We start from the raw sequence: 26,596 nt of genomic DNA on the forward strand, positions 1-26,596 counted from the left end.
TTATTGCGCTTCTTTAATATTGTTCTCAATCACGAACTTACCCCAAATCGCAATTTGCTTACCGATAAAGTCACGCAAAGTTTCTGGGTTACCGGCGACAATCTGAATCCCTTGAGACTTCAGTTTCTCCGATACAGCTGGTGTTTTTAATGCTTTAGTGACAGCCTCATTCATGGCATTCACAATTGCTGGTGGGGTTTTACCTGGGGCCAATACTGCCCACCATGCTGGCGCATTAAATCCAGGGAAACCACTTTCAGCAATCGTTGGCACATTCGGCAACTCAGGAGATCTTTTGGCGGTAGTGATTACTAAGGGAATAACACCGCCACTATCGACATGGGGCTTCACTAAGAATTCTGAGCCAACAGCCAGTGGAACTTGACCACCCAGTACATCTTGCATCAATGGGCCTCCACCACGGTAAGGAACGTGATTCCAATCAAAGCCTGCTTGCTTAGCTAAACGTGCCATCGCTAAGTGACCCAAGCTACCAATGCCAATAGATCCATAACTAAATGGTTTGCCAGCCTTAGACTGGTCTACCAACTGCTTAAAGCTGGTGATCCCAGAATTCTTACTAGCGACTAATACCATCGGTGAAGTGCCAATTAAGGTCACAGGCGCTATATCTTTAATCGTGTCATATGGGAGCTTATCTTTGAGGATTGGATTGACACCGTGCGTGTCAAATACCACTGCAAAGGTGTAACCATCGGGATCTGACCTTGTCATAGCAGCAGTTCCAATCACACCAGATGCCCCACCAATATTTTCAACAATGACGTTTTGCTTTAATTCCGCTTGTAATGCTGGGGCCAAGGTGCGCGCCACTTGATCCACAGAGCCCCCTGGCGGGAAAACAGCAATCAGACGAATCGGTTTTTGAGTGGGCCAAGCGCCCACACCGGTAGTTTGAGCGCTAGCAAAAGAACCAGCAAACATCACAAATAGGCTAAATAAAAGCGCTTTTTTAGTTATTTTCAAGTAAATCGGCATAACAACGTCTCCCTCGATTAAGACTGCAAGATTACCACCCATCCTCGCCGCTTGTTTGATAATAGATGCCAGAGCAAGATGAGATTACCCATGAAACCAATTTTGAACATAGCTGCTTACTTATTTGTCAGTCTAGACAATTTAACTGAGCTACGCACCAAGATCTTGGATGAGTGTAATTCTGGCGAGTTAAAGGGCACCATTCTCTTGACTGGTGAGGGTATCAATATGTTCTTAGCTGGAAGCGAACCAGCATTGCGTAGCTTTCTAGATTACTTGCGCCAGGATCCGCGTTTTGCACCCCTGCAAACCAAAGATAGCTGGTCTGAAACGCAGCCCTTTAAGAAGATGCTGGTCAAAATTAAGAATGAAATTATTCGAATGAATCATCCAGCGATTCGTCCGGAAGAGGGTCGCGCCAACTTCATCACACCAAAAAAATTACAAGAGTGGCTTGATCGTGGAACAGATGATTTAGGACGCCCGGTCGTCATGGTCGATACACGCAATGCTTTTGAAGTTGAGTATGGAACTTTTGAAAATGCACTGCATTTCAATATCGAGAAATTTACAGAATTTCCCGAGGCCATCACTGCACATAAAGATGAGCTAGCTGATAAAACTTTAGTAAGCTTTTGTACCGGCGGAATTCGTTGTGAAAAATCCGGGCTGTACATGCGCGAAATTGGCATGCAACACAGTTATCAGCTTGAAGGCGGCATTCTCAAGTACTTTGAAGAAGTAGGCTCCGCACATTACACCGGCAGCTGTTTTGTATTTGATGAGCGGGAAGCGCTAGAACCCAATCTAGACACCATCCCACTGGAGCGCTCAATCCGAAAAAAACAAAGCGCGTAATTACTGAAGTTACTAGCTCGATTTACCCACTAAAGTCATATGCTCAACAAAAGGGGGTTTTACGAAGAATGGCCCGACAATAGCTCGCCAATCAGCAAAAGCATCTGACCCCCTAAAGTCGACTGTATGGTTATCCAGGGTATCCCAGTAAATCAACAATAAATAACGGGCAGGACTTTCGATACTGCGATTCACCTTAAAGCCCTGAAAGCCTTTAGCTTTAGCTATCACCGTATTGACGCCACGCACAATAGCCTCTTCAAATTCAGCACCCTTAGTTGGGTCAATTTCAATATCGCAGTGCTCCAAAATCATGGGGATTTCCTTTGTCAAAATTACTCAGTGATCGATAGTAAACTCAAGCAGAATAACAAATCAGCAAAGAGAGTCATGGCCAATTTACCCAATATTGTCATCCTAGGAGATTACGAGCGCGCTCTGCGTCGCTTCTCTCAATGGGACCGGATAGAGCAAAATTCAAACCTCATCATTCATCATGAGCCTTTAAAGGATGAGGCCTTGTATGAGGCAGTCAAAGACGCTGATGTGATTGCCATCGTACGCGACCGATCCCCATTTAACGAAGCTATGATTGCGAGGCTGCCAAAGCTCAAATTATTGATGTTCACAGGCAAGCGGAATGGCACGCTAGATAGCGCCGCCCTTCTTTCTCGCAACATTCCGATTGCCTGCTCGCCTGGAGGCCCTTCGAAAGAAACTACTGCCGAGTTAACCTGGGCATTAATTTTGGGCGCTTCAAAACAATTGGTTCGCCAAAATAATCTGGTGAGCTCCGGTGGCTGGCGCGATGAACTCTCCGTTCTACCCATGCTCTCGGGTGAGCGTTTGGGCGTTATTGGTCTTGGCGCAATCGGCAGCGCTGTTGCTCGCGTTGGCAAGGCATTCGGTATGGAGATTGTCACCTGGAGTCCCAATATGACTCCTGAACGCGCTGCAATTGAAAATGCAAGCTCCGTCAGTCTCGATGAATTACTACGCACATCAAAAGTAGTTACCTTGCACTTAGTAGCAGGCCCTGGAACTAAAGGCCTCATCAGCGCCGATCAACTCGCCTTAATGCGTCCAGACTCCCTCCTGGTTAATACCTCGCGCTCTGCATTGATTAATATGTCCGACTTATGCGCCGCCCTCAAAAAAGGTTGCCCCGGCCAAGCTGCTGTTGACGTATTTGATATTGAACCATTACCGTCCAATGATCCCTTACGCAATACCCCAAATCTATTGGTAACTCCCCACTTAGGCTTTATCGCTGAACCTGTATTCAAAATGTTCTCTCAAGGGATTACTGAAACTCTGGAGGCATGGTTGGATCAAAAGCCAGCACCTTATCCATACCAGCCTTAACGCTTTTGAAAACGCTGACTCCAACAGAATTATTTATTACTTTTAGCAAAATCGGTATGTCTGGTTTTGGTGGGGTGTTGCCTTGGGCTCGCCGTACTTTGGTAGAGCGAGATAAGGTGCTGAGTTCAGAAGAGTTCAGCGCCATTCTTGGAATATGTCAAATTGTTCCAGGGCCCAATATTCTCAATCTTGCCGTCTGCATTGGCTCTCGTCTTTGTGGAGCTAAGGGTGCCTTTGCCGCAGCGCTTGGTCTGACTCTTGGGCCAATCTGCATTGTGATGTTGCTAGCAGTCTTGTATCAGCATTACAGCAATTTAGAAAATATTCAAGGACTACTCAGAGGTATCTCTGCAGTGGGCGTAGGATTAATTGCCTCTACCGGCATCAAAATGTTGCGTGATGAGTTTAAATATCCCGCAATGCTATTGGTCGTAGCCCTGACAGTGGTAGCCGCAAGCTATTTCCATTTAGGCCTTGGCTGGGTTGTTCTCCTGGTATCACCGCTTGCTTTGCTTTTAGCATTTAAGAAGGCGCGTAAGTGATGGGCATACTTCTCAGTCTATTCTTAAAGCTTTCTGCTTTTTCTCTCATTGCCTTCGGCGGGATTAATGCATTACTTCCCAGTCTCTTGGAGCTATCAGTTAATCAAGAGCAGTGGATCGACCTACAAACTTTTGCTGATTACTTTGCAATTGCGCAAGCTGCTCCCGGCCCGAATTTCATGACGGTTACCCTAATCGGCTGGCATGTTGGAGGGGTCCTAGGGGCGCTACTAGCTACTTTTGCTATTGCCTGGCCATCATCTATTTTGGTGTACTTTGTACAACGGCTGATCCTGAGTATGAATGATGAACAAAAAAAGAAGGCGATTCAGTATGCTGCTGCAGCACTAGCAATTGGCTTAGTGCTTTCCTCTGCATGGCAGATTGCGCTGCAAATCAATCATAGCTATGCTGCATATGGATTGACTCTACTCACTATTGGATTGACGGTATTTACCCGCTGGCACCCTTTATATTTGATTGCACTGGGCGCAGCCCTTGGACTAATGGGATTGATATGAAACTTACCTTACTTCGCACTTTAATTCCTGGCTTGGCGCTCTCGTTAGCGCTGACTGCGCAGGCTCAAAATACGTACCCTAACAAATCAATTAATTTAATAGTGCCTTATGGTGCAGGTGGCAGTGCAGATTCTCGGAGCAGACAACTGGCTCAGAAAATGAGCATCATTCTGAAGCAAGCTATTGTGATTGATAACAAACCAGGTGCCGGTGGAAATATCGGCACTGAGTTTATTGCAAAAGCTGCGCCAGATGGCTACACCATTGGGATGGGAAACTTTGCACCAATGGCGGTAAACAAAACGCTTTTTGGCAATTTACGGTATGACCCAGAGACGGATCTGACCCCCATCATCCTAATAGAAAAGGGTCCACTAATTCTGGTGGTGAACCCAAATTCCCCGTACAAAACTATTCAAGATATTGTTGCAGCAGCTAAGGCAAAACCAGGGACTCTGACATTCTCCTCAGGAGGAATCGGTGGCAGTCATCAACTCTCAGCTGAGCTGTTTATGCAAAATGCCGGCATTCAAATGATTCATGTGCCCTATAAGAGTGGTTCTGCTGCTTTAACGGATTTGATGGCAGGTAACGTCGATATGATGTTTGATCAGATGTACTCTGCAGTTCCCAATATCAAAGCAGATAAACTGCGTCCTATTGCCATCACGAGTAAAAAGAGATCTCCACTATTTCCAAATGTACCCAGCTTTGCAGAGCTGAGCTACCCTAAGGTGGAAGTACTCAATTGGCAAGGATTTATTGCGCCTGCTGGCACACCTAAGCGCATTATCGACACATTAAATAAGGCCGCTAATGAGGCGCTGAAAGATCCACAGCTAAGAGAGTTAATGCTCTCCCAAGGAAATGAAATTGGCGGTGGTAGTCCCGCCGATTTTGCAGCCCTGATCAAATCAGAGGCTGCAAAATGGAGTGCTGTGGTTAGGGCCGGAAACATCAAGCCCGAGTAAGCTAGATACGCAAACTTACTTCAGTGCCTGGTAAGTCAGAATACCTAAAAAAGTTAAGCAGAGTGAGCCAGCTAAATGTAGGAGCGCAGTACCCAGTGCCCAGCTCACTTCGCCACGCTGCATAAAACCGACCACTTCAGCAGAAAAGCTAGAGAAGGTAGTAAGGCCACCTAAAAAACCGGTAATCACAAATAACTTCCACTCGGGGGAGAGACTTTGGTTGTTACCAAAAAAGGCCACGGCAATTCCGACGAAATACCCGCCAACCATATTGGAAATAAAAGTTCCTAATGGCAGGGTTGAGGCAAGGCTGACTGTTGCGAGATTAAAGCCCGCCCTTAGCAAGGCTCCAAGACCAGCACCACAAAAAATTGCAAAAATAGATGGCCACATATTAGATATTTATTGGATTGAGAAAGTCAGCATGCTAATGGATCCCATTTCCACTCCATTGATCAATACCTTAGGAGCCTCACCTTGCTCTTGTAGGGCAAGCACATACAAAGCTGGCCAATAATGCTCAGGGGTCGGAATAGATAAATGCGCGGCATCACCACACTGCTCCCAATGAATTAAATTGTCGTGATGATTTGCATGCATCTCAGAAACAAAAAAATCATTGAACTCTCTAGCCCATGGATAAGGTGTTGCACCCTCCTCCCAATGAATGGTGCGCAAGTTATGCACAACATTACCGCTAGCCAAGATCAAGATATTCTCGTCACGCAAAGGACGCAATTTTTTAGCAAGCTCGTAATGCTCACTCGCAGATATGGAGCCATCTAGACTTAGTTGTACTACCGGTACATCTGCATTTGGATAGAGGTATGTCAGAACAGACCATGCGCCATGATCAACACCCCACTCGTTCTCCTCAAGCACCACGGGAACATCCAATAATTCTTTTACGCGATCTGCCAGCGCAGGACTACCTAGTGCTGGATATTGAATATCAAACAAGGCTTGAGGAAATCCACCAAAGTCATGAATAGTTTTGGGTTTAGCCATTGCTGTAACCCAAACTCCACGGGTTACCCAATGGGCCGAGATGACCAAGATGGCATCTGGGCGTTTGAGTGATTTACCAAGATTGGCCCAAGCAGCCGTATAGCGATTGGGCTCAATGGCGTACATCGGACTGCCATGGCCAGCAAATACTGCAGGTTGGCGATGGCTAGTCATTAATGCAGATTAGCCAAATACGTAGCCAGTGTGAGCTGCAACCAATGCAAACAAAATAGCCAAACTAGTAGCGGCTGCCAACATCACGATCAAGGTGATGATTTTCTTATTAACTTCTTCTTTTGACTCTTTATGCCATTCGTTCATGCTAATTCCCTATTAAACACATTATTTGATAGCTTAATTATCCACTATCGGCCGCGACCAGCCTTGCGCATCATGGCTTTTCCACCCCCAAAGCCTGCCTGAGGCCTACCGCCTGGGCCGGATGGGCCTTTGGGGGCTGGTGGACGGGCTACGGGCTTAGCTACTACAGGCTTAGCGGGGGTTTTTGATTCAGGTTTTTTATCGTCAGTCACTTTTTGCTCCTATGGATATCATATTGCCATGTTTACTGACTATTCTATCCAAGCTGTAGCCATTAATGCGATTCCTTTGATTTTCGCCATTACGATTCATGAGGCTGCCCATGGGTATGCAGCCCGTCAATTTGGCGACAATACCGCTTATATGCTCGGGAGAGTCAGCCTCAACCCCATTAAACATATAGATCCGGTGGGAACTATTCTTATTCCCCTACTGTTGATTCTGAGTGGTTCCCCCTTTTTAGTGGGTTATGCCAAGCCGGTACCAGTCAATTTTGGGCGACTACGCAACCCTCGAATTGACTCCATCTGGGTGGCCTTAGCTGGGCCTGGATCCAATTTCATCCAAGCCCTCATTTGGGCCATCTACTTAATTACCCTCTTTGGTTTTGACGTCAATGAGCGATTTCTCTTGGCTGTGGCTCAAGCGGGAATCACCTGGAACTTAGTCTTACTCGTGTTTAACCTATTTCCGCTACCCCCACTAGATGGAGGTCGCATTCTGGCCAGCTTACTGCCAGCACGACAATCCATCGCCTTCGGAAAACTAGAGCCTTACGGATTCTTTATCGTTCTAGCCCTCGTCTTTACAGGCATCATTGGCAGCTTTTGGATGGAGCCCTTGACGGCCTTTTTTAAGAGTGTTGTTTACTTTGTCACACTTCCCCTGCAAATGCTTTTCTGAAGTATTCTAAAAAAATTCGAACTCATCAACAGTAACCCACTGACCTCACTGGAGCTTAACTATGAAACTAAAACATGTAATTTTGGCCGCCATCATGCCCGCACTAGTCTCAGGAACAGGCCTTGCTTATGCACAATTTAAAAAACCAGAAGACGCTATTAAATATCGTCAAAGTGCTTTTACTGTGATGGCCAATTCCTTTGGAAAAATTGCTGCGGTTGTTAAAGGCGAGGTGCCATTTAATAAAGATGAAGTAGCGAAAAACGCGGCAGTTGTTGCCATGATCTCGACTTTGCCATGGCAAGCATTTAGCCCAGGTACAGAGGGTGGTAATGCACTTCCAGGCGTATGGTCAGATAACGCTAAATTTAAAGCAGCTGGTGAAAAAATGCAGTTGGCTGTTGCCAATCTGAATACCGCTGCGCAGTCAGGTGATCAAGAAGCAATTAAAAAGGCTTTTGGTGCAGCAGGCGCTACCTGCAAAGGTTGTCATGATGACTTTAAGAAAAAGTAATCACCTAGAAATGAAGTAACCCAGAGTTATCGCAATGAGGCTGAGTAGTAATAGCGCAAAGCCTCTTTGCAAACTTCCATCCTTGGAAGCCTGACCCAAGTCTGCAGAGGGATTGATTTCTGTTTCGCTTGGGTCAATTTCTTTATCACCCACTAACATGGGTTTGATTAAATTCTCACCTTTGAATTTTTGGTAATACAAGATCGCGCACAGATGAAGTGCAATCAAAATAATGAGAATGTTCTCGTTAAAATAATGAATTGACGTAAACAGCTGTACTGCATCATTAGAAACATATTTTGCAAAAGGCCCCTCAAAGGAAATGTCATCATTTGCAAAAAGACCGGTTACCGCTTGAAGTCCAACTGAAAAAAGTAAAGCCAGAACAGACAATGCGCCCAAGGGATTGTGGCCAAGCCCCACCTTAGTTTTACCGCTCAGAAAACGTATTAAGTCCTTTGGACTTGCTACAAAATGAATAAAGCGCGCATGGTAAGAGCCAACAAAGCCCCATATGATTCTGAAGACAATCAAGCTGAATACGCAGTATCCAGAAAACGCATGCCAACTCATCGCATTTCCGCCGATCTTGACAGTAACAAAACTCAGAATAATGCCGGCAACCAAGAGCCAGTGAAACAAGCGAATCGGCAAATCCCAAACGCGGATGATTTTTTTCATATCTAAAGAATAAATCACTACCCCCTTTAGAATAAGAAAAATTCATGAAAACTAGCCAAGCCTTTAAAACTCTGCTGCTCTACCGTATAGGCGCAACCTTGAGCTATCAAATCATGATGGTTGCAGTGGGGTGGCATATCTATGAGATTACCAATAGCGTTATTTCTCTTGGCCTAATTGGTCTTGCGGAGCTGATTCCCTACTTTGCGTTAGCACTCTATGCTGGCCATGCAGTAGATCGCCATTCTCGGAAATGGATCGCTGCGATTGCTTGCACTTTCCATATTGCCGTTGCCTTATTTCTAGTTGCAATAGCACTTGACTGGTTAGCGCCGCCCGTTCTCTTGATTTATTCAGCGGTAGCTTTTTTAGGTTTAGCTCGCGCACTATTGCGTCCTTCTTATCAGGCCATCTTTGGACAAATTATTCCCCGAGATCAAATGCCGCGCTATACCGCATATGCATCCTCTGCATTTCAGATTTGCGTAGTAGCTGGACCAGGTCTGGGCGGGCTCATGATTGGATTTGCTGGGTTGGAGTGGACCTATGCGCTGGCTGCATTGAGTGGAGCTGTCGGCCTATATGGAGTGAGCTTTATTCGCATCAAACATGAAAAGTCAGAGGGTATGAGTAATGATTTCCTCAAAAGCTTTTTGGAAGGCTTCAATTACGTACGAAAACACGAACTGATTGTCAGCATCATGCTGCTCGACATGTTTGCCGTGCTATTTGGTGGCGCAGTATCTATACTCCCCGCTTTTGTTAAGGAGGTTCTTAATGCTGGTCCAGAAACCTTGGGAATTCTGAGGGCGGCACCAGCAGCTGGAGCCGTTATTACAGGTCTTTATTTAGCGCGTCGACCACTGCTGGAAGATTCTGGAAGGCATTTATTGCTATCGGTTGGAGGCTTCGGGATTTCCATTATTGCCTTCGGACTTTCAAACAATCTTTGGCTTTGTGCACTCTTCTTATTCATTTCCGGCTGCTTTGACTCTATCTCGGTAGTCATCCGTGGCAGCATTATGCAATTGACTACCCCAGATCAGATGCGGGGCAGGATCAGTGCAATCAATGGGATATTTATTGGCTCCTCCAATGAATTGGGGGCACTTGAATCTGGCATTGCAGCGAGTCTTATGGGGCTTATTCCGTCAATCGTATTTGGTGGAGGTGCGACCTTGCTAGTTGTCTTGCTGACCTACAAGCTTGCACCCCAACTCAGAAAACTCAATCTCAAAGATCTTACCTAAATCGACTTAGTTAGTCTTAGTCAATCTGAGGCAGATCTTTTTGAATAATCTTTAGACCTTCGCGCAAGGCCTCCTGGTAGCGCTCTCGCTCCGCCTTCATGGTCTCTGCAGTCCAAGCATAAAAACCCTCGCCGGTTTTCATACCCAGCTTGCCACTAGCGATGCGATCACTTAAGCATTTGGCAATATCGGGGGAGTTATTGAGGGTTGGATAAATCGTTGCGCCACCGGCACCATGCACATCCAATCCAGCATGATCTCTCTGCATTGCAGGTCCTGCAGCGATGTAACGAAAGCCAAAGCCAAAACGTACGGCCTTATCGATATCTTCTAAGCTAGCAATCCCAGCATCAACCATTGCGAAGGCTTCGCGGGACAAGGCATGCTGCAAGCGATTTGCCAAGAAACCTGGCAAATCTTTTTTCACAGTTACGGGAACCATGCCGCAAGCTGTCATCAGACGAGAAAGGCTTTCGCCCACCATCGGCGAAGTCTTTGCACCGTAAACCACTTCTACGCAAGGCACTAGATGCGCAGGCATGAAGAAATGCAAGCCAATCATCCGTGCCGCTGTTTTCAGTCCCGCTGAAATATCACTAATTGGAAAGCTGGTGCTATTACTCGCCAAGACCGCCTCTGGTTTTGCATATTGCTCTAGTTTGGCAAATAACTCTTGCTTGATATCCAAGCGCTCAGGCACGCACTCGATCACTAAATCGATTTCTGACCAATCTATTTCCTCCAGGGAGCCTGCTGTAGAGAGTAAGTGAAGGCGGTGCTCATAACCAAGATCGATCATGGTGTTGGCAAAGTAATCCGGTAAAAGTGCACGGCGCTCGGTAGTGGGCTCCAGCACCTGAACCGCACAGCCCCCGCGTGCGCAAACAGCAGCTACATCAGCGCCCATAGTGCCGCCACCAACGATAACGACCTTAGTTTCAGATGGGGTAAATAACATCTCAATTTCTCCTTCAGGGGCAAGATAAGGATCAAAAATCCTCTTACAATGCCTTCATTATTCCAATAAAAAAGTAAGTGAGACATGATCCCAGTCAATTCAGTGCTGCAGGTCGGGCAATTTCCTGAGGTAATGCAAGCGGCAATTGACCGGCGCATTAGCCCGGTTCGCTTTCCCGATCTCAACGCCAATCTACCTCCAGGCTCTTATGAGAGTATTTTGATTCGCTCAAACACTCAGCTACCCGCCCAATTACTTGAGAAGCTTCCTACGGTAAAGATGGTGGCTACTTGTGGCGTAGGTTATGACAATCTTCCTCTGGACTACCTGAAGGTCAATGGAATCAAGGCTAGCAATACTCCGGGTGTTTTAAATGACGCAGTTTGCGAGCTGGCGATTGGCATGCTCTTTGGTTTATTGCGTCGTATTCCACAGGCGCACGAGTTTGTTAAAAGTACTGCTTGGTCCAAGGGTTTATTTACCGTCACCACAACGCTTGCTGGTAAACAGGTCGGGATTGCAGGCATGGGTCGCATTGGACAAGATCTGGCAAAACGCTTAGAGCCTTTTAAGGTTAATTTGGCCTATACCGGCCCGACGCGAAAAGAGCTGCCCTACGAGTACTTTTCCGACATTCAATCTTTGGCAAAGGCATCTGACGTCCTTTTTCTCGCTTGCCCTGCCACCCCAGAAACAGAAAAAATGATCAATGCTGAAGTCTTAGAAGCTCTCGGACCTCAAGGCTATCTTATTAATATTGCACGCGGTAGCGTAGTAGATGAGGCTGCACTTTTAGTTGCACTGCAGCAAAAATGGATTGCTGGGGCAGCGCTCGATGTGTTTGAAAATGAACCAAATCCAAACCCAGGGTTCTTAAATATCGATAATGTTCTATTAACTCCGCATATTGGAAGTGCAACCTCCGAAACACGGCAATTAATGACAAATTTAGCGATAGATAATTTAGAAGCTTTCTATAATAAAAAACCACTTCTGACCGAAGTAAAAAATTAAAACGGAGCAAGTATGACTATTACCTTACATCCCTCAACATTACCTGCGGTACTCTCGCCTGTATTGACTCCGTTTAAAGCTGACGGTAGCCCTGATGCACAAAAATTGCTCAAGCAATGCCAATGGCTCGAAGCTAATGGTGTTGGACAAGCAATCTTCGGTACAAATTCAGAGGCCAACTCTATTTCAGCTCCACAAAAAATGGATACGCTAACAGCACTCATTAAAGGCGGCTTGAATCCCGCCCATATGATGCCTGGTACCGGCGCAACTTCGATTGACGCCACTGTCACGATGACCCGTCATGCAGTTCAACACCAATGTGCCGGCGTATTGATGTTGCCACCGTTCTATTACAAAGATGTCACTGATGATGGTCTGTTCGCCTTTTACTCAGAAGTCATCCAAAAAGTAGGTGATGCTGGTTTACAAATTTATATTTACAACATTCCACCAGTTACTAAGATTAATTTAAGCCTCTCTTTATTAGAGCGTCTCGCCAAAGCCTATCCAAAGACGATCGTTGGCATGAAAGATAGTTCCGGTGATTGGGCTTACACAGAATCCGTGATTAAACTGTTAGCACCCTCCGGTTTCCGCGTTTATGCTGGTAGCGAAGTCTTTCTCATGCGCACCTTGCACGCTGGTGGCGTAGGTTGTATCTCTGCCACAGCTAACGTAAACCCGGGGGCTATCTCCCATTTAGCAGCGCACTGGAAAGAATCTGATGCAGATCAACGGCAAACTGCTTTAGATCAAGTACGCTCTATATTTGCTCAATATCAAATGATTGCCGGTATGAAAACTGCGGTTGCGCATTACAGTAAGGATTCAGAGTGGTTGCGCGTGCGCCCACCACTGATGCAACTGAGTGCAGACCAGCAAGCAAAGCTATTGAGTGAGCTACAAAAAATTAATTTCAGCATGCCAGGCCTTTAATTTAATAGATGCAAAACAGGAGACAAAAATGAAACTTATAAAAGCAATTGCCGTATCTATCACGATGTTGTTCGGTGCTGCACAAGCACAAAACATCTCTATCGCAACCGGTGGTACCGGCGGCGTTTATTACCCAATGGGTGGAGGCCTAGCCTCAGTGTTATCCAAGCATGTACCAGGAATGTCAGCAACTGCTGAAGTGACAGGTGGTTCAGTAGATAATTTAAAACTCGTTGGCACTGGTAAACCATACGTTGGCTTCTCAATGGCTGATGCTGCTAAAGATGCTAAAGATGGTGAGGATAAATTTAAGGGCAAGCCAGTAGATTTACGCAATTTACTGATTCTGTATCCAAACCTCATGCACGTTGCTACCGTGGAATCCACTGGCATTAAGACCATGAAAGACCTCAAAGGTAAGCGCATCAGTACAGGCGCACCAGGCAGTGCTACAGAAGTAATGGCTTTTCGCTTGTTAGAGGCTGCAGGGCTGGACAAAGACAAAGATGTCAAGCGTGAGCGTTTGAGCGTTGCAGAATCTGTCAACGCTGTAAAAGACCGCAAGATTGATGCCTTCTTTTGGGTAGGTGGCTTACCAACTGCTGCTGTAACCGATTTAGCAAACAGTCCTGGCATGAAAATTGTCATGGTAGACACTAATGCTGAAGTCCCTGCTATGAATAAAAAATATGGCAATCTTTATTTCCCATCCGAGATTACAAAGCAAACTTATAGCGGCATGGAGAAAGATAACAAAGTAGCAGCGGTTGCCAATCTTTTGGTTGTGAACGCTACGATGTCTGATGCAGAGGCATACAAAATTGTTAAGGCTATTTTTGATAACCAACTTGAACTCGTCCGCTCACATGCTGAGTACAGAAATATCAAGTTAGAAAACCAAAAAGCAAATGCCTCACCGATTGCCTATCATCCAGGCGCACTAAAGTACTTTAAAGAAAAAGGTATCAAAGTAAACTAAGCGATATCGGGGTGAGTCAATCTCACCCCTTCTGCTTTATTGCCGTACATAAATATAAAAATAGATTGATTAAGACATGAATCAAAATGTAATTGATAACGAAACCCAAGAAAAATTAGATGCCTTCATTAAACAAGAGGAGGGTGATTCTAACGACTACAAAGGTATGCTGGCCGTATTCATTACGCTGGTAGCAATAGGCATGTCTTTATTTCATCTATATGCAGCTTATTCGATCGTTCCAACGCATCAGCTTAGAGTCATCCACGTTGCCTTGGTTTTGTTTTTAGTGTTCTTAAGCTTTCCGATTGCCGCTCGTTTTAAAAATAAATTGAAGTTTTGGGATGTTTTATTTGCCATAGGCTCCATTGCCATTGCTTATTACATTATGGCCGGCGGCGATAATCTCATGGACAGAAACACCGCCCCAAATTCTACCGATGTCATGGTTGGTATCGCCCTCATCCTGCTCATTCTTGAGGGCGTGAGAAGAACTAATGGCATGGTGCTCGTCACCGTTACAGTACTTTTCTTGCTATATGCCTTCTTTGGCAATTACCTTCCCGCCCCATGGACTCACAAAGGTTACGACTTAGATCGGCTCGTGGGTTATATGTATATGAGTCTTGAGGGTATTTATGGCACCGCAGTCGACGTCTCTGCGACTCTGATTATTCTTTTCACTATCTTTGGCGCCTTTTTACAATTTACTGGCGCGGGAAAATTCTTTATCGACTTCTCTTTTGCCGCAATGGGCGGCAAATCATCTGGGGTAGGTAGAACGATTGTCTTGTCCTCCTTCCTCATGGGTGGCCCATCAGGATCCGGTGTGGCAACTACCGTCACGGTCGGCTCTGTAGCTGCACCTATGCTTGAAAAAGTAGGTTACGAAAAAAATGCCGCGGGTGGTCTTTTGGCTGCAGGCGGACTTGGTGCGATCATCTCACCACCAGTATTGGGAGCGGCCGCCTTTCTGATTGCCGACTTCCTCAAAATCTCCTACTTAGATGTGTTGCTCATGGCAACTATCCCCACAATTTTGTTCTACCTTGGCTTGTTTGTCATGGTTGAAATTGACGTACGTAAGTACGGTATGAAAAATATTCATTTTCCATCCGCAGAAAGCGCCTGGCAGTTAACTAAAAAATATTGGTTTCATTTTTTCTCTTTGATTTCTATTGTAGTTTTCATGATGTTTGGCTTCTCGCCAGTGATGTCAGTCTTTTGGGCTACCGTTGTTTCTGCGCTGTCTAGCATGTTGCGCGAAGATACCGCAATCATTCCATGGGCCTGGTTCAAAGGTAAAGAACCTTTCATTTCTGGTCTTTATCGATCCAGCTTATCGAAGGCGCTCTCATCTGGTTCTACGGGCGTATTGGCGATTGCGGCAACGTGTGCAGGTGCAGGCCTCATCGTTGGTACTGTTACCCTCACTGGCCTAGGTCTCAAATTTAGTTCCATCGTGATTCAATATGCGGGAGGCTCATTGCTGCTAACGGCCATTTTTACAGCATTGATTGTGTGGATCGTTGGCCTCGCAGTACCAGTAACCGCCTCTTATATTATTTGCGCTGTGATTGCTGCGCCGGCACTCATTAACTTAGGTGTGCCTGCATTTGCTGCGCACATGTTCATCTTCTATTACGCCGTACTTTCTGAGGTGTCGCCCCCAACAGCTTTATCTCCATTTGCTGCAGCCGCAATTTGTAAAGGCAATCCCTATAGAACCACTTTACAAACTTGGAAATACGTTGCCCCAGCAATCTTGGTGCCATTTATGTTTGTCCTCGATAAATCAGGCGTGAGCTTGCTCCTGATGGGGTCTACCAGTGCACTAGAGCAGGCTGACTGGACGCAGATTGCATGGATTTCATTTACTGCTGTAGTTGGCATCATTTGTTTAGCTGGTGGCTTGCAGGGTTGGTTTATTGAAAAAACCAAAGTATTTGAGCGCGTCATTATGGTGATCTCCGGGGTGGCTTTAGCCTATCCCTCCACGGAGGCTGATCTCATTGGTTTTATTGGGTTTGCTTTGGTACTGATCACCCAACTCATTACTCATTACAAACTCAATCCCAAATCTACCTGAACATATTGAAGTAGTTCAAGATCATAAAAAAATCCCGCCTTTTGAGCGGGATTTTTTATTACCTAGTATGTAAATACATTAAACAATCTTCGTCCAAGCAGCCTTGCCAGCATACTTTTTGATAGCAGTTTCATCAAACTCAAATCCTAAGCCTGGTGTCTTATGTAAGATCAAATCGCCATTCTTGAAGGTGAGCTGCTTGTTAATCAATCTACGGAAGTTTAAGACCTGATCATCTAAGAAGAATTCCACAAAACGTGCATTTGGCGTTGCTGCCACTAAAGGAGCATGCAGATCATGCATCCAATGTGGGCAAACAATCACACCCTTCAAATCCGCATAAGCAGAAATACGGCGCCATTCCGTGATGCCACCGCAAACTGCCGCATCAGACTGCAAAATAGCGACGCCACCAGCTTCAATTAACTCCCTAAAACGCCAGCGTCCAGCCTCCATCTCACCAGTAGCAACGTTGATTTTGGTCTGACGAGCTAGGGCCGCATGCAGATCGATAGCATCCGGGGAAAATGGCTCTTCGATCCAATAGGGGTTGTAAGCCTCAAAGCGACGAACGTATTCAAGGGCAGTCGGTAGATCACGCCAGGCATTGTTAGCATCTAGGGTCAGCAAAACATCGTCGCCTACAGCCTTACGAGCAGCTTTAACCCTCGCCTCTTCTTCTCTTGGGGATAAGCGCCCTACCTTCATTTTGACGGCCTTAAAGCCCTGTTTTACGTAGGACTCCATTTCTTTACCCAGCATGGCGGGTGTTTTACCATCAAGGTAGTAGCCACCGCTGGCATAAGCTGGGACGCGATCATCTACGACTGATCCCAAGTATTGATGAAGAGGTAATTTCGCAGCACGCGCATTTAAGTCCCAGAGGGCAGTGTCGAGAATTGAGATGCCACGCATCACTGCGCCGGCCCGCCCTTGCAAAATAGACTCGTTATACATATCCATCCAGAGACCTTCACTGCGATGACTATTTTGACCAATCAGTTTTGGGGCTAGTAACTGCTCAACGGCAATCTTGGCAATATCTCCACCCGCACTGCCGACATAGCAAAATCCAATACCCTCATTACCATCCTTACCCCGCACTTTAACCAAGCAATAGTGCCGCTCTGAAACCGTTCGAGTGGAAAAAGAGGTGACCTTATCTAGAGGCACCGCTATAGCAGCAACTGATACAGACTCAATAATCGGCATGAAAATTCCTTTAACGAAAAATTTATTGTATCTACAACTTTTGCCACTTTCCTTGACCAACTTCAATAGAAAATTGCTGCACTACAACATAAAAAATAGGGGGCTTGGTGACAATATTGGATAATTGGATGGTGAAAAAAATAGCGGGCCAATTACCTTACTTATTGAGAAACGTCATCAACGTTGTCAGCCTCTCTCTGATCGTATTTATTTCAAGCGCGCAAGCACAACCAGCAAGTCAAACAAGTCAGGCTAGCAAAACCCCTCAGATAAAACAAAAAGCCGTCAGTACTAGTAATAAGCAGGCTGGCATTCAGCTGAAAGAAAATTCACTCAATCGCTCCACCAAAAGCATGAACTTAAATCCTGAATTATTTAAACGGATTGAGGGCGTATATAGCAATGAAAGCGGTGCGAATCTGGACTATCGGGTCCAGCGTGGTTGCCTACGTCGCAGCTTTAATGAGGAAAATCTTCCAGCTAATCTGGGTTTAGAAAACCGAGAATTGAATGATTTCTTCAAATCTCAAACTAAAGGGTTCTTTGATCGAATGCGGGGTGATTGCATCCCTTATGCATTAGCTCTAGGTAGCCGCAACCGCTTTGAATCCTTGAGTGTAATGAATGGTCCGATACAGGATGCCAAGACTGAGATTTGGACTTTTACGCCATCAGCAGCGGGCAACTTCTTGATTCAGCAAGACTACCTGAAAGATGAGTCCAAGCGCTTTACGGAAATCCAATTGCCTCTGAGTGCTGTTTTATATGACCCCAAAAAAGTGGGAGATAAATTACCCGTTGAACTGGTTTGGGAACTGAACTCCATCATCAAGCAAATTTACCCCGAAGAAAATAATGCGCTTGAAAATACCAATAGCATTGTTCGTCTGATTGTCGACTTTGGTGATAAGGAACGTTGGGCTCAAATCTGGGCAGTCGAAATTATTGAAGCATCCTCTAGTGAAGTATTTGCCAGCGCTTTTTGGGTCGAAAGAAGTGATATTCCCGGGGGCTTCTATACCGGCAGTGGGGAATCTATTGAACGTACCTTCTGGACTAACCCCCTGAGCTATCGACGCATCTCCCGCGGGGTTGGTAGTGTTAGAGCATCAAGCAAAAAAGCTGCGCCGCCAAAGAACGGCAGCGCTGCTGTCGCTGCCCCCAAGCAAAGATATCGCACCCATATGGGAATTGATTATTCTGCGCCAATTGGGACGCCAATCTTTAGTGTAGCCACAGGCAAGGTAGTGCATTTGGGCTATAGCGGCGCGTTTGGTAACCTCATCATTCTTGAGCATCCCGGTAATTACCGCACCTACTACGCCCACTTGAGTGGCTATAACACCGAACTAGAAGTGGGTAATGAAGTACGACGAGGCCTAGAGATTGGCTATGTCGGATCAACCGGACGCTCCACCGGCCCCCATCTCCATTTTGAATTGAGAAAAGATGGGGTCTATGTTGATCCCTATGCCGTAAAAACCCAGCTGGATTTATGGAGTATGCGTGATAGCGATAGCGGCTTACTTACCCGAGAAATTCTACTGCTGGGTACACCACTAATGAATTAGGAAATACAAATCAGCAATTGAAAAAGGGGCCTCCAAGGCCTCTTTATTTTTAGATGCGCCAGATATTAACCAAGCACCAATACCGGTATCTTAGAATGCACGATCACCTCGTGTGTTTCACTACCTAATAAGATACTCTTAATACCAGTGCGCTTGTGTGAGGCCATCACAATCACGTCAGCCTTTGATTTCTTGGCACCATCCAAAATACCCTCTGATAAATTGCTATTAGGAATATGGAGCGTGCTTGCTTTTACGCTAGCACCCAATAAAAGAGAAGCCTTTTTAAAGACATCCAAGGCATAAGCTTCGCAGACCTTCTTATGGTCTTTTTGAGAAATGCCGTAACCCATAGAGCTATCGGAATAGACCATCGGTGGCATTGGATCAGAAACATAAACCAATGTCACTGCAGCTTTATCGGCTTTTGCAAGCTCAGCTACCTTTTTTAAGGACTTTTTACTTACATCTGAACCATCCACTGGTACTAATAAGTGCTTGAACATATCAACTCCTATTAAATTAACCTTAATACCTTTCATTCCATCATAATCTTTATTGTTCAACTGTAAAAGCATAAAAAAAGGAAACTAAATTGCTCAAGTACTTTGCAGTGTATTTTTCGTTCCTCTTATCACTGATCATCATTGATTTGATTTGGCTTCTTGTCATCGCCAAAAATCTCTATCGTGACGAGATGGGTTCGCTCATGGCTAGCGAGCCAAAATTATGGGCAGGATTAGTTTTTTATCTCTTATATGCACTTGGGGCTTCGATTTTCGTGATCTTTCCAGCGATTTCAAAACAGTCCTGGATATATGCGGCGCAGTATGGGGCCCTCTTTGGTTTCTTTTGTTATATGACTTACGATCTAACCAATCTCGCAGTGATTCGCGACTTTTCTATGCGCTTGGCATTTGTAGACATTGTCTGGGGATCGGCTGTTACCGCGCTATCCGCAACTATCGCCTACTGGGTTGGCAATCGAGTGACTTAAGAGTCTTTTGCACATGCGTTTTTTTCACCCCAAACTACTCGATTCTCTTAAGGGCTATAACGGCGCCCTTTTAAGCAAAGATATATTGGCAGGCATTACGGTTGGGGTAGTCGCACTACCTTTAGCGATGGCATTTGCGATTGCCAGCGGACTCAAACCAGAAGCAGGTATTTTTACCGCAATCATCGCTGGTGGATTCATTTCTATCTTGGGCGGCAGTCGTGTACAAATTGGTGGGCCAGCTGGTGCATTTATTGTCATCGTATACGGCATTGTTGAGAACTATGGCGTTGCCAATTTACTCCTAGCGACTGTAATGTCTGGAGTATTTTTATTTCTGATGGGTCTCTTTCGGCTAGGGACATTAATTCGCTTTATTCCGATCGCGGTCATTATTGGTTTTACTAATGGCATTGCCGTACTGATTGGACTATCTCAAGTAAAAGAATTTTTTGGTCTTCAAATCACTAAAATGCCTGCTGAGTTTTTTCAAGCAGTCCAAACTCTGTATGCTGCTGCAGACACTATTAATCCTCACGCTTTCATACTATCGATCGGAACCCTCGCCATTCTGATTGCTTGGCGAGCCTTTCAAAAACAGCTTGGCTATCTTAGCCGCCTCCCAGGAACTGTCATTGCCATGGCTGCGGCCACCATAGTGACGAGTGCATTCAATCTTCCAGTAGATACCATCGGTAGTCGTTTTGGCGGCATCCCATCTAGTCTTCCTAGTTTTGAATGGATCCCCATTAGCTGGAGTACCGCTCAATTTGTCATTGCACCTGCCATTACTCTTGCCCTACTTGGGGCGATTGAATCACTGTTATGCGCCCGGATTGCTGATGGGCTGATTCATGATCGTCACGACTCCAATCAAGAGCTGATGGCTCAAGGTGTTGCCAATGTAGTCACTCCATTCTTTGGTGGCATGCCAGCCACAGGAACTATTGCTAGAACGGTGACCAATATACAAAGCGGAGGAAGCACCCCAATTGCCGGGGTCGTTCACTCGGCAACCTTGCTGGTGATTATTTTATTTGGAGCACCGCTAGCAAAAAATATTCCTCTGGCTAGTCTAGCTGCCATCCTGATGTTTGTTGCTTGGAATATGGGTGAATGGAGAAAGTTTGCAGACCTCAAGCAATTTCGTCTCCCTTATCGCTTAACTATGTTGAGTGTATTTTTTCTGACCATCGTCTTAGACCTTACCATCGCAATACAAGTGGGGCTACTGCTTGCATTCATTACCTTCGTTTATCGCATTTCGAGTTTGTCGCGCTATGAACCGGTCAATCTCATGGATTTTCCAGAGCTACAGCAATATCAGGGAACCATTGCTGCATTTAGAATTTATGGCGCCATCTTTTTCGGCGCAGTCAAAATTCTGGAGAACATTGAAAACGAATTACCCTCAAAAGTATTGATACTTGATCTTAAGAATGTGATCTACATCGACGTCTCCGGAATGGATGCCGTACTTGAACTTGAAGCAGTTTGTAAAAATCGCAATATTAAGCTCATAGTTTGTGGACTGGCGCATCAACCCTACGAGATGGCCACTCGAGCAGGCCTCTTAGAGCACCTGCCTGCCGATTGCATCTACCCGGACCTGCAACAGGGAATTGCTCGAGCAATTAGTTAATCCTATTAACTGATACAGAAACCGCCTTTAAGTAAAGCTTCTGGCAAATACCAGGCACGATAAAGACCAAATAGTGCGGCTGACAATAAAAGGCCTGCAGCAATGTATCTCACCACAGCATATTGACTCAGTTGCGCCATAGTCGCTGAAAACTTTGAAATCAGCAATAGATTAGGTAAGGTGCCCAAACCAAACGCCAACATGAGCGCTGCACCTGCTAAGGTATCGCCCGATAAAAAGGCGAGCGGCAAAACACTGTAGACCAAACCACAAGGAACAAGCCCCCATACCATCCCACTAAACCAGCGCGATGAACGGCTTGTGAAACCCCCTAAATATTGAGCCCAATAAGTAGCCAATCGTGCGCCAAGCCACTTCCCGGGCAATGGAGAAGCATTAGATCTTGGGCGCAAAAGACGTAAACCCATGAGCAATAAAAGGAGCGATGTAATTGCAAATAAAGGGCGCTGAATGGGCACTATATTTTGCTGCCAAAGAACTGCTCCAACCCGAGCCGCTAAGGCGCCGAGCAAAACATAGGTCGTCAAACGTCCAGCATGCATGATGAGCTGAAGATAAAAAAGCTCAGACTTACTTAGCAACGGAACAGAAGTCGCTTTACTAGAGTTACCTTGACGCTCAACTGCTGCAGCAATACCGCCACACATCAAGGCACAGTGCCACCCACTGACTAAAGTGCCCAAGAAGATGGCTAACAGAAGGCTAGCAGTCAGCATTGCAGAGAAATATTAAAATTGCACATTATCCGAGTAGAATAAACTGATACGGCAACTTGATCTAATATGAATTACACCAACTCAGATGTCCCCAGCGGCAAATGCTCAGTCTGTGTACTAGGTCAGTTTTGCTTGCCCGCAGGCATCAGCCCATCTGACATTGCCAAGATTGATACTCTCGTAAAAGAACGGGTTCACTTACAAAAAGGTGAAAGCCTCTACCGTCACGGTGACCCACTTTCTGCGGTTTATAGCGTCCGCTTTGGCACCCTCAAGACTGAATACGGGCTGGAGGATGGACGTCAACAAGTAATTGGTTTTCATCTGCCTGGCGAGATCTTGGGGCTCGATGGCATTGGCGAGGGAAGTTATCAATCTGAAGCGATTGCTCTAGAGGAGAGTGAAGTTTGCATTATTCGCTATGAGGCATTTGAGGATTTGGCACGCCAAATTCCAGCTCTACAAAAACAGTTCCACCGCATTCTGAGTCGCGAACTCACACAAGATCAACGTCACCTACTCTCACTTGGTAGTCTGCGCGCAGAAGAGCGTTTAGCGGCCTTCTTATTGAGCCTTTCTCAGCGCCTAGCTGCTCGCGGCTATCAAAACAATGAATTTGATTTACGCATGAGTCGCGTAGAGATTGGTAGCTACCTTGGCATCCAGATTGAGACGGTCAGCCGAATGCTCTCACGTTTTACTGAGTCAGGGCTAATTCAAATCAAACAGCGTCACATCAAACTGATTGACATGGATGGGCTATATGAACTAGCTGGAGTCCCCAATCCAGATCGCGCCCTTCAAATCAAGCCTATACACTCTTAAATCAAGCCGCGATCCTGTCCATTACTGCCATCCGAGTCGATGCCTGGCAAGATGTAGGCCGTAAGAGCGCTTGAAAATGAGCAAAAGATCCAAATAACAAAAAATCCAATTGTGTAAATGCCTTCATCCGAAATGTTAGGGTGAACACCAAAGAACAACAGCTCGGCAGGATGCACAATACTAAAGAGTAGACCTTCAGCCAAAATAGAAACTAAGAATGATGGCCACATAATCCAAATAAATAGACGGTGCTTCATTTGCTGCCCCGCTCTACTTTAAGCTGCTCTACTTTGAGTCCACGCTTCAGAACGCCATCTCGTACTGGCTTATCTGAGTATAAATTTACAGCCAAATAAATAGTAATCACGCAACCAATGGCAGCGACTGCTGGTCCACTAATTAGCAACCATGGCCATAGCTGCTTAAACCATGGTTTGCTTGTTTCATGTTGTGACATATTCATCCTCTCTATCTCTTGCAATATAGCTTAGCGGGGAACAATAAAACTGGATTTTTCATCGCGAGTTCTGGTAATCAACTCATTGCCAGACCTCTCATGACCAATCACATCAAAATGAATTCGGTAGTTACCGGGCTCATGCGCCCCAACAGTAGTACTTACTTTTACCGGAATTAATAGATTGCTAGCTGGACCCACCTCAACTTCAGTAATAACTTGCCCTTGCGAATTCAGAATTCTTAAATCAGATAAGCCACTTGCCTTGAGCTGTACATTCATATTATTTTCTGATGCATTCATGATCTGAATGCGGTAAATATTTTCGATACGAACGCCATCTACTTCGCGAGCTAAAGCTCCGCGGTCTCTCATCACATCTACCCGCAATGGATTTCGAGTAATTAATGAAATCAGGAAAGCGCTAGTAAGAACCGTAATAAAAGCAGCATAAATCAAAACGCGTGGACGTAAAATATGGCGAATAGCACTCTGATTGGTTTCTTGATCTTCAATAGCCCGCTCGGTTGTATAGCGAATCAAGCCTTTTGGATAATCTACTTTTTCCATTACTTGATCACAAGCATCAATACAGGCGCCACAACCAATGCACATGTATTGCAGACCATCACGGATATCAATACCGGTTGGGCAAACTTGTACACAAATACTGCAATCTACGCAATCACCAAGACCAAGAGTTGCATGATCTGCTGATTTGTTACGACTACCCCGTGGCTCACCGCGGACCTTATCGTAGGTAACCAAGAAAGTATCCTTATCGACCATCACACTTTGAAAGCGCGCATAAGGGCACATATATTTACACACTTGCTCACGCATGAAACCCGCATTACCCCAGGTTGCAAAGCTATAGAAACACAACCAAAAGGTTTGCCATGGTCCCAAAGATAGATGCAGGATTGCGGCACCGAGCGTTTCAATTGGGGTGAAATAGCCAATGAAGGTAAACCCAGTCCAAAAAGCAATCAAGAGCCACAGGAAATGCTTGGTAATCTTGAGGCGCCACTTATGAATACCCCAAGGCCACTCCTCACCATCTAAGCGAATCCGCGCAAAACGATCGCCTTCAACCTTACGCTCGATCCACATAAAAATTTCGGTATAGACCGTTTGGGGACAAGCGTAGCCACAAAATAATCGACCCGCAATCGCCGTGAATAAAAAGAGAGCTAAGGCAGAGAGAATTAACAGGAGCGTGAGATAAATTACATCCTGTGGCCACAGCACGAGACCGAAGATATAAAACTTACGCTGAATTAAATCAAAGAGTACTGCTTGACGATCATTCCAACTAATCCAAGGCAGACCATAAAACAATAATTGCGTTGCAAATACCAAAATGAGACGCCAGCGAGCAAATAAGCCACTAACAGATCGTGGGTAAATCTTTCGCCGGATCTCATAAAGAGATTCCTCTATGACATCTATCGGAATAGGCTTGCCTATCGGCGAATGATCTGACACTGATTACTTGGCTGCAGACGTCTTGTTATTAGACAAACCCCAAACATAAGCCGTTAAAAGATGAATCTTTTCAGGGCTCAATACTTTATCTTGAGATGGCATCATAGCCATTCGGCCTTTAGTGATGGTCTCCACTATGGTTGCCTCTGATCCACCATATAGCCATGTCTTATCAGTTAGGTTAGGTGCTCCCATGGCAATATTGCCTTTACCATCCACACCATGACAAGCCACGCAATTGGATTTAAATAATTCTGCGCCACGAGCGACTTTTATATCATCAGCAGGTAGACCAGACAAACTGCGAACATAGTTGGCTAAATCTACAATCTGCACAGTCTCGAGATGTCCATATGCAGGCATCACTCCATTGCGTCCATTAATGAGGGTCGTCTTAATATTTTCAGGAGATCCACCATAGAGCCAGTCACCATCGGTTAAATTTGGAAAGCCTTTAGAGCCGCCGGCATCTGAACCATGGCACTGAGCACAGGAGTTCAAGAACAAACGTTGGCCCATTTCACGCGCCTTAGGATCTGCAGCAACTTCCTCAATGTTCATCTTCACATATTTAGCGTAGACGGGCTTTAACTCATCATTGGCCTCTGTCATCGAGCTCATCAAAGCGCCGTCAGTGGTGTAGCCAACCACCCCCGGAAATGAGCCCAACCCCGGAAATAAAATCAGGTAGCCAAAGGCAAAGATGCAAGATAGTAAGAACATCCAGGCCCACCAGCGTGGCAATGGGTTATTGAGTTCGCGCAAATCGCCATCCCAAACATGACCCGTATCCGCTACTGCACCGTCTGCTGTATGAATTACCTTGGCCTTACGTTGTGAAGCCAGAAGCCAAATACACCAAACAATACCGACCAATGAAACTAGCGCGATGTAGTTACTCCAACCGCTATTAAAAAAGTCACTCATGATTTGTCCTTACTAAATTCATCCGGGAGATCAAATGGCAGTTCAGCTGATTCTTCGTTGGCAGACTTTCTACCGGGTGACCAAGCCCACCAAATAATTCCTACAAAAAAGGCGAGTCCAATGACTGTTGAAAAAGCGGAAAGGTAAGCTGTGATCTGTTCCATTTGATTTATTTCACAACAACTTCATCAACCATGATGTAGCGACGATTGACACCCAAACCTTGAAGGTAGGCAATCAGGGCATCCTCTTCAGTTTTACCTTCCAACTCCTTGGGAGCTTTTGCAATCATTTCATCAGTGTAAGGAACGCCTAAACGACGCATCGCCATCATATGAGACTGAATCGAGGACGCATCGGCAGCACTCTGCTGCAACCAAGGATATCCGGGCATATTGGACTCAGGGACGACATCACGCGGGTTACGCAAGTGGATACGATGCCAATCATCCGAGTAACGAGCGCCAACCCGAGCTAAATCAGGGCCGGTACGCTTACTACCCCATAGGAAAGGACGATCAAATACTGACTCGCCAGCCAAAGAGTAAGGACCGTAACGCTCAACTTCAGATCGTAATGTACGAATCTGTTGTGAGTGACAGCCAACGCAACCTTCGCGCTGGTAGATATCACGGCCAGCCAAACGCAATGCTGTGTATGGCACTACGCCAGAGCTTGGTTCAGTTGTGGTGTGCTGAAAAAATAGCGGGACGATTTGAACTAAACCAGCAATCGACACCACAATAATGGTGGCAATAATTAACCAACCAACATTTTTTTCAAGCGTTCCGTGGGAAAAGAATTTATTTTCGTTAGACATTTTTCTTC

Annotated in this window: 33 protein-coding genes; 16 read left to right on the top strand and 17 right to left on the bottom strand. The window is 45.6% G+C overall.

Annotated features, from left to right (window positions below):
- Positions 1–999 carry a tripartite tricarboxylate transporter substrate binding protein gene (locus ICN26_RS10340; protein ID WP_216268305.1) on the bottom strand — a complete coding sequence of 333 codons (999 nt, stop codon included), beginning with the start codon at positions 997–999 and terminating at the stop codon, positions 1–3.
- A gap of 90 nt (positions 1,000–1,089) precedes the next feature.
- Here ICN26_RS10340 and ICN26_RS10345 point away from each other — a divergent pair, with 90 nt between their 5' ends.
- Positions 1,090–1,857, top strand: a complete 768-nt coding sequence (locus tag ICN26_RS10345) for a sulfurtransferase (protein ID WP_216268306.1) — start codon at positions 1,090–1,092, stop codon at positions 1,855–1,857.
- Positions 1,858–1,869: 12 nt separating this feature from the next.
- Here the strand turns inward: ICN26_RS10345 and ICN26_RS10350 are convergent, their stop codons facing one another.
- Positions 1,870–2,172: an antibiotic biosynthesis monooxygenase family protein gene (locus ICN26_RS10350; protein ID WP_216268468.1), complete on the bottom strand. Its 303-nt coding sequence runs from the start codon at positions 2,170–2,172 to the stop codon at positions 1,870–1,872.
- Between the two features lie 75 nt (positions 2,173–2,247).
- Between ICN26_RS10350 and ICN26_RS10355 the strand changes: the two genes are divergently transcribed.
- From ICN26_RS10355 to ICN26_RS10370, 4 genes are read left to right on the top strand one after another with little or no spacing between them, the layout of a single operon-like run.
- Positions 2,248–3,222, top strand: a complete 975-nt coding sequence (locus tag ICN26_RS10355; RefSeq protein ID WP_216268307.1) for a D-2-hydroxyacid dehydrogenase family protein — start codon at positions 2,248–2,250, stop codon at positions 3,220–3,222.
- A complete protein-coding gene (locus ICN26_RS10360) occupies positions 3,180–3,764 on the top strand; it encodes a chromate transporter (RefSeq protein ID WP_255534474.1) in 585 nt (194 codons plus the stop codon). The genes ICN26_RS10355 and ICN26_RS10360 overlap by 43 nt, the downstream gene beginning before the upstream one ends.
- The gene (locus tag ICN26_RS10365) at positions 3,764–4,285 is read left to right on the top strand and encodes a chromate transporter (RefSeq protein WP_216268308.1); all 522 of its coding nucleotides are present in this window, start codon (positions 3,764–3,766) and stop codon (positions 4,283–4,285) included. Before ICN26_RS10360 ends, ICN26_RS10365 begins: the two co-directional genes overlap by 1 nt.
- Positions 4,282–5,256 carry a Bug family tripartite tricarboxylate transporter substrate binding protein gene (locus tag ICN26_RS10370; RefSeq protein ID WP_216268309.1) on the top strand — a complete coding sequence of 325 codons (975 nt, stop codon included), beginning with the start codon at positions 4,282–4,284 and terminating at the stop codon, positions 5,254–5,256. Before ICN26_RS10365 ends, ICN26_RS10370 begins: the two co-directional genes overlap by 4 nt.
- A gap of 15 nt (positions 5,257–5,271) precedes the next feature.
- On the opposite strand, the gene crcB is transcribed toward ICN26_RS10370, so the two are convergent.
- From crcB to ICN26_RS10390, 4 genes are read right to left on the bottom strand one after another with little or no spacing between them, the layout of a single operon-like run.
- Positions 5,272–5,649: a fluoride efflux transporter CrcB gene (crcB, locus tag ICN26_RS10375; RefSeq protein ID WP_216268310.1), complete on the bottom strand. Its 378-nt coding sequence runs from the start codon at positions 5,647–5,649 to the stop codon at positions 5,272–5,274.
- Positions 5,650–5,658: 9 nt separating this feature from the next.
- Positions 5,659–6,438 (bottom strand): 4,5-DOPA-extradiol-dioxygenase, encoded by a 780-nt coding sequence (gene ygiD, locus ICN26_RS10380; RefSeq protein WP_216268311.1) that lies wholly within the window; start codon positions 6,436–6,438, stop codon positions 5,659–5,661.
- Between the two features lie 9 nt (positions 6,439–6,447).
- The gene (locus ICN26_RS10385; RefSeq protein ID WP_170217005.1) at positions 6,448–6,585 is read right to left on the bottom strand and encodes a hypothetical protein; all 138 of its coding nucleotides are present in this window, start codon (positions 6,583–6,585) and stop codon (positions 6,448–6,450) included.
- Between the two features lie 44 nt (positions 6,586–6,629).
- Positions 6,630–6,797 (bottom strand): hypothetical protein, encoded by a 168-nt coding sequence (locus ICN26_RS10390; protein WP_216225094.1) that lies wholly within the window; start codon positions 6,795–6,797, stop codon positions 6,630–6,632.
- Between the two features lie 28 nt (positions 6,798–6,825).
- Between ICN26_RS10390 and ICN26_RS10395 the strand changes: the two genes are divergently transcribed.
- Both ICN26_RS10395 and ICN26_RS10400 read left to right on the top strand, forming a co-directional pair.
- Positions 6,826–7,488 carry a site-2 protease family protein gene (locus tag ICN26_RS10395; protein ID WP_216268312.1) on the top strand — a complete coding sequence of 221 codons (663 nt, stop codon included), beginning with the start codon at positions 6,826–6,828 and terminating at the stop codon, positions 7,486–7,488.
- 61 nt (positions 7,489–7,549) lie between these two features.
- A complete protein-coding gene (locus ICN26_RS10400) occupies positions 7,550–8,002 on the top strand; it encodes a c-type cytochrome (RefSeq protein ID WP_216268313.1) in 453 nt (150 codons plus the stop codon).
- Here the strand turns inward: ICN26_RS10400 and ICN26_RS10405 are convergent, their stop codons facing one another.
- Positions 8,003–8,683, bottom strand: a complete 681-nt coding sequence (locus tag ICN26_RS10405) for a cytochrome b/b6 domain-containing protein (protein WP_216268314.1) — start codon at positions 8,681–8,683, stop codon at positions 8,003–8,005.
- Positions 8,684–8,727: 44 nt separating this feature from the next.
- On the opposite strand from ICN26_RS10405, the gene ICN26_RS10410 reads away from it, so the two are divergent.
- Positions 8,728–9,933, top strand: coding sequence for an MFS transporter (locus tag ICN26_RS10410; RefSeq protein ID WP_216268315.1), 1,206 nt, complete (start codon positions 8,728–8,730; stop codon positions 9,931–9,933).
- Between the two features lie 16 nt (positions 9,934–9,949).
- Here the strand turns inward: ICN26_RS10410 and ICN26_RS10415 are convergent, their stop codons facing one another.
- Positions 9,950–10,891: a 3-hydroxyacyl-CoA dehydrogenase family protein gene (locus ICN26_RS10415; RefSeq protein WP_216268316.1), complete on the bottom strand. Its 942-nt coding sequence runs from the start codon at positions 10,889–10,891 to the stop codon at positions 9,950–9,952.
- A gap of 84 nt (positions 10,892–10,975) precedes the next feature.
- Here ICN26_RS10415 and ICN26_RS10420 point away from each other — a divergent pair, with 84 nt between their 5' ends.
- The 4 genes from ICN26_RS10420 (at position 10,976) to ICN26_RS10435 (ending at position 15,912) form a co-directional block, all read left to right on the top strand.
- Entirely contained in the window at positions 10,976–11,905 is a 930-nt protein-coding gene (locus tag ICN26_RS10420) for a 2-hydroxyacid dehydrogenase (RefSeq protein WP_216268317.1), read from the top strand.
- A 12-nt stretch (positions 11,906–11,917) separates the two neighbouring features.
- A complete protein-coding gene (locus ICN26_RS10425) occupies positions 11,918–12,844 on the top strand; it encodes a dihydrodipicolinate synthase family protein (protein ID WP_216268318.1) in 927 nt (308 codons plus the stop codon).
- Between the two features lie 28 nt (positions 12,845–12,872).
- On the top strand, positions 12,873–13,823 hold the full coding sequence (locus ICN26_RS10430; RefSeq protein ID WP_216268319.1) for a TAXI family TRAP transporter solute-binding subunit: 951 nt from the start codon (positions 12,873–12,875) through the stop codon (positions 13,821–13,823).
- A gap of 76 nt (positions 13,824–13,899) precedes the next feature.
- Positions 13,900–15,912: a TRAP transporter permease gene (locus ICN26_RS10435; protein WP_216268320.1), complete on the top strand. Its 2,013-nt coding sequence runs from the start codon at positions 13,900–13,902 to the stop codon at positions 15,910–15,912.
- Positions 15,913–15,990: 78 nt separating this feature from the next.
- Here the strand turns inward: ICN26_RS10435 and ICN26_RS10440 are convergent, their stop codons facing one another.
- On the bottom strand, positions 15,991–17,124 hold the full coding sequence (locus ICN26_RS10440) for a mandelate racemase/muconate lactonizing enzyme family protein (RefSeq protein ID WP_216268321.1): 1,134 nt from the start codon (positions 17,122–17,124) through the stop codon (positions 15,991–15,993).
- Between the two features lie 128 nt (positions 17,125–17,252).
- On the opposite strand from ICN26_RS10440, the gene ICN26_RS10445 reads away from it, so the two are divergent.
- Positions 17,253–18,695, top strand: a complete 1,443-nt coding sequence (locus ICN26_RS10445; RefSeq protein ID WP_216268322.1) for a M23 family metallopeptidase — start codon at positions 17,253–17,255, stop codon at positions 18,693–18,695.
- A 65-nt stretch (positions 18,696–18,760) separates the two neighbouring features.
- Here ICN26_RS10445 and ICN26_RS10450 read toward each other — a convergent pair whose 3' ends face one another.
- On the bottom strand, positions 18,761–19,201 hold the full coding sequence (locus tag ICN26_RS10450; RefSeq protein ID WP_216268323.1) for a universal stress protein: 441 nt from the start codon (positions 19,199–19,201) through the stop codon (positions 18,761–18,763).
- Between the two features lie 107 nt (positions 19,202–19,308).
- Here ICN26_RS10450 and ICN26_RS10455 point away from each other — a divergent pair, with 107 nt between their 5' ends.
- Together ICN26_RS10455 and ICN26_RS10460 are read left to right on the top strand one after the other, a co-directional pair.
- Positions 19,309–19,692, top strand: coding sequence for a DUF2177 family protein (locus ICN26_RS10455; RefSeq protein ID WP_369411828.1), 384 nt, complete (start codon positions 19,309–19,311; stop codon positions 19,690–19,692).
- Positions 19,693–19,705: 13 nt separating this feature from the next.
- On the top strand, positions 19,706–21,334 hold the full coding sequence (locus ICN26_RS10460) for a SulP family inorganic anion transporter (protein ID WP_216268325.1): 1,629 nt from the start codon (positions 19,706–19,708) through the stop codon (positions 21,332–21,334).
- 5 nt (positions 21,335–21,339) lie between these two features.
- Here ICN26_RS10460 and ICN26_RS10465 read toward each other — a convergent pair whose 3' ends face one another.
- Positions 21,340–22,071: a sulfite exporter TauE/SafE family protein gene (locus ICN26_RS10465; protein ID WP_216268326.1), complete on the bottom strand. Its 732-nt coding sequence runs from the start codon at positions 22,069–22,071 to the stop codon at positions 21,340–21,342.
- Positions 22,072–22,137: 66 nt separating this feature from the next.
- Here ICN26_RS10465 and ICN26_RS10470 point away from each other — a divergent pair, with 66 nt between their 5' ends.
- Positions 22,138–22,896, top strand: coding sequence for a helix-turn-helix domain-containing protein (locus ICN26_RS10470; protein WP_216268327.1), 759 nt, complete (start codon positions 22,138–22,140; stop codon positions 22,894–22,896).
- On the opposite strand, the gene ICN26_RS10475 is transcribed toward ICN26_RS10470, so the two are convergent.
- The 6 genes from ICN26_RS10475 to ccoO are packed head-to-tail and all read right to left on the bottom strand — an operon-like array spanning position 22,893 to position 26,588.
- Positions 22,893–23,153, bottom strand: coding sequence for a hypothetical protein (locus ICN26_RS10475; protein WP_216268328.1), 261 nt, complete (start codon positions 23,151–23,153; stop codon positions 22,893–22,895). The genes ICN26_RS10470 and ICN26_RS10475 overlap by 4 nt on opposite strands.
- On the bottom strand, positions 23,150–23,353 hold the full coding sequence (locus tag ICN26_RS10480) for a FixH family protein (protein WP_216268329.1): 204 nt from the start codon (positions 23,351–23,353) through the stop codon (positions 23,150–23,152). The genes ICN26_RS10475 and ICN26_RS10480 overlap by 4 nt, the downstream gene beginning before the upstream one ends.
- 30 nt (positions 23,354–23,383) lie before the next feature.
- Complete coding sequence (gene ccoG / locus ICN26_RS10485) at positions 23,384–24,841, bottom strand: cytochrome c oxidase accessory protein CcoG (RefSeq protein WP_216268330.1); 1,458 nt, start codon at positions 24,839–24,841, stop codon at positions 23,384–23,386.
- A 3-nt stretch (positions 24,842–24,844) separates the two neighbouring features.
- On the bottom strand, positions 24,845–25,768 hold the full coding sequence (gene ccoP, locus ICN26_RS10490; RefSeq protein ID WP_216268331.1) for a cytochrome-c oxidase, cbb3-type subunit III: 924 nt from the start codon (positions 25,766–25,768) through the stop codon (positions 24,845–24,847).
- Positions 25,765–25,932, bottom strand: coding sequence for a cbb3-type cytochrome oxidase subunit 3 (locus ICN26_RS10495; protein ID WP_216860410.1), 168 nt, complete (start codon positions 25,930–25,932; stop codon positions 25,765–25,767). Before ICN26_RS10495 ends, ccoP begins: the two co-directional genes overlap by 4 nt.
- Positions 25,933–25,937: 5 nt before the next feature.
- Positions 25,938–26,588 carry a cytochrome-c oxidase, cbb3-type subunit II gene (gene ccoO / locus ICN26_RS10500; RefSeq protein WP_216268332.1) on the bottom strand — a complete coding sequence of 217 codons (651 nt, stop codon included), beginning with the start codon at positions 26,586–26,588 and terminating at the stop codon, positions 25,938–25,940.
- Between the last annotated feature and the right edge of the window lie 8 nt (positions 26,589–26,596).

Origin of the sequence: Polynucleobacter hallstattensis, from assembly GCF_018881835.1 — a bacterium.
Taxonomy (GTDB): Bacteria; Pseudomonadota; Gammaproteobacteria; order Burkholderiales; family Burkholderiaceae; genus Polynucleobacter; species Polynucleobacter hallstattensis.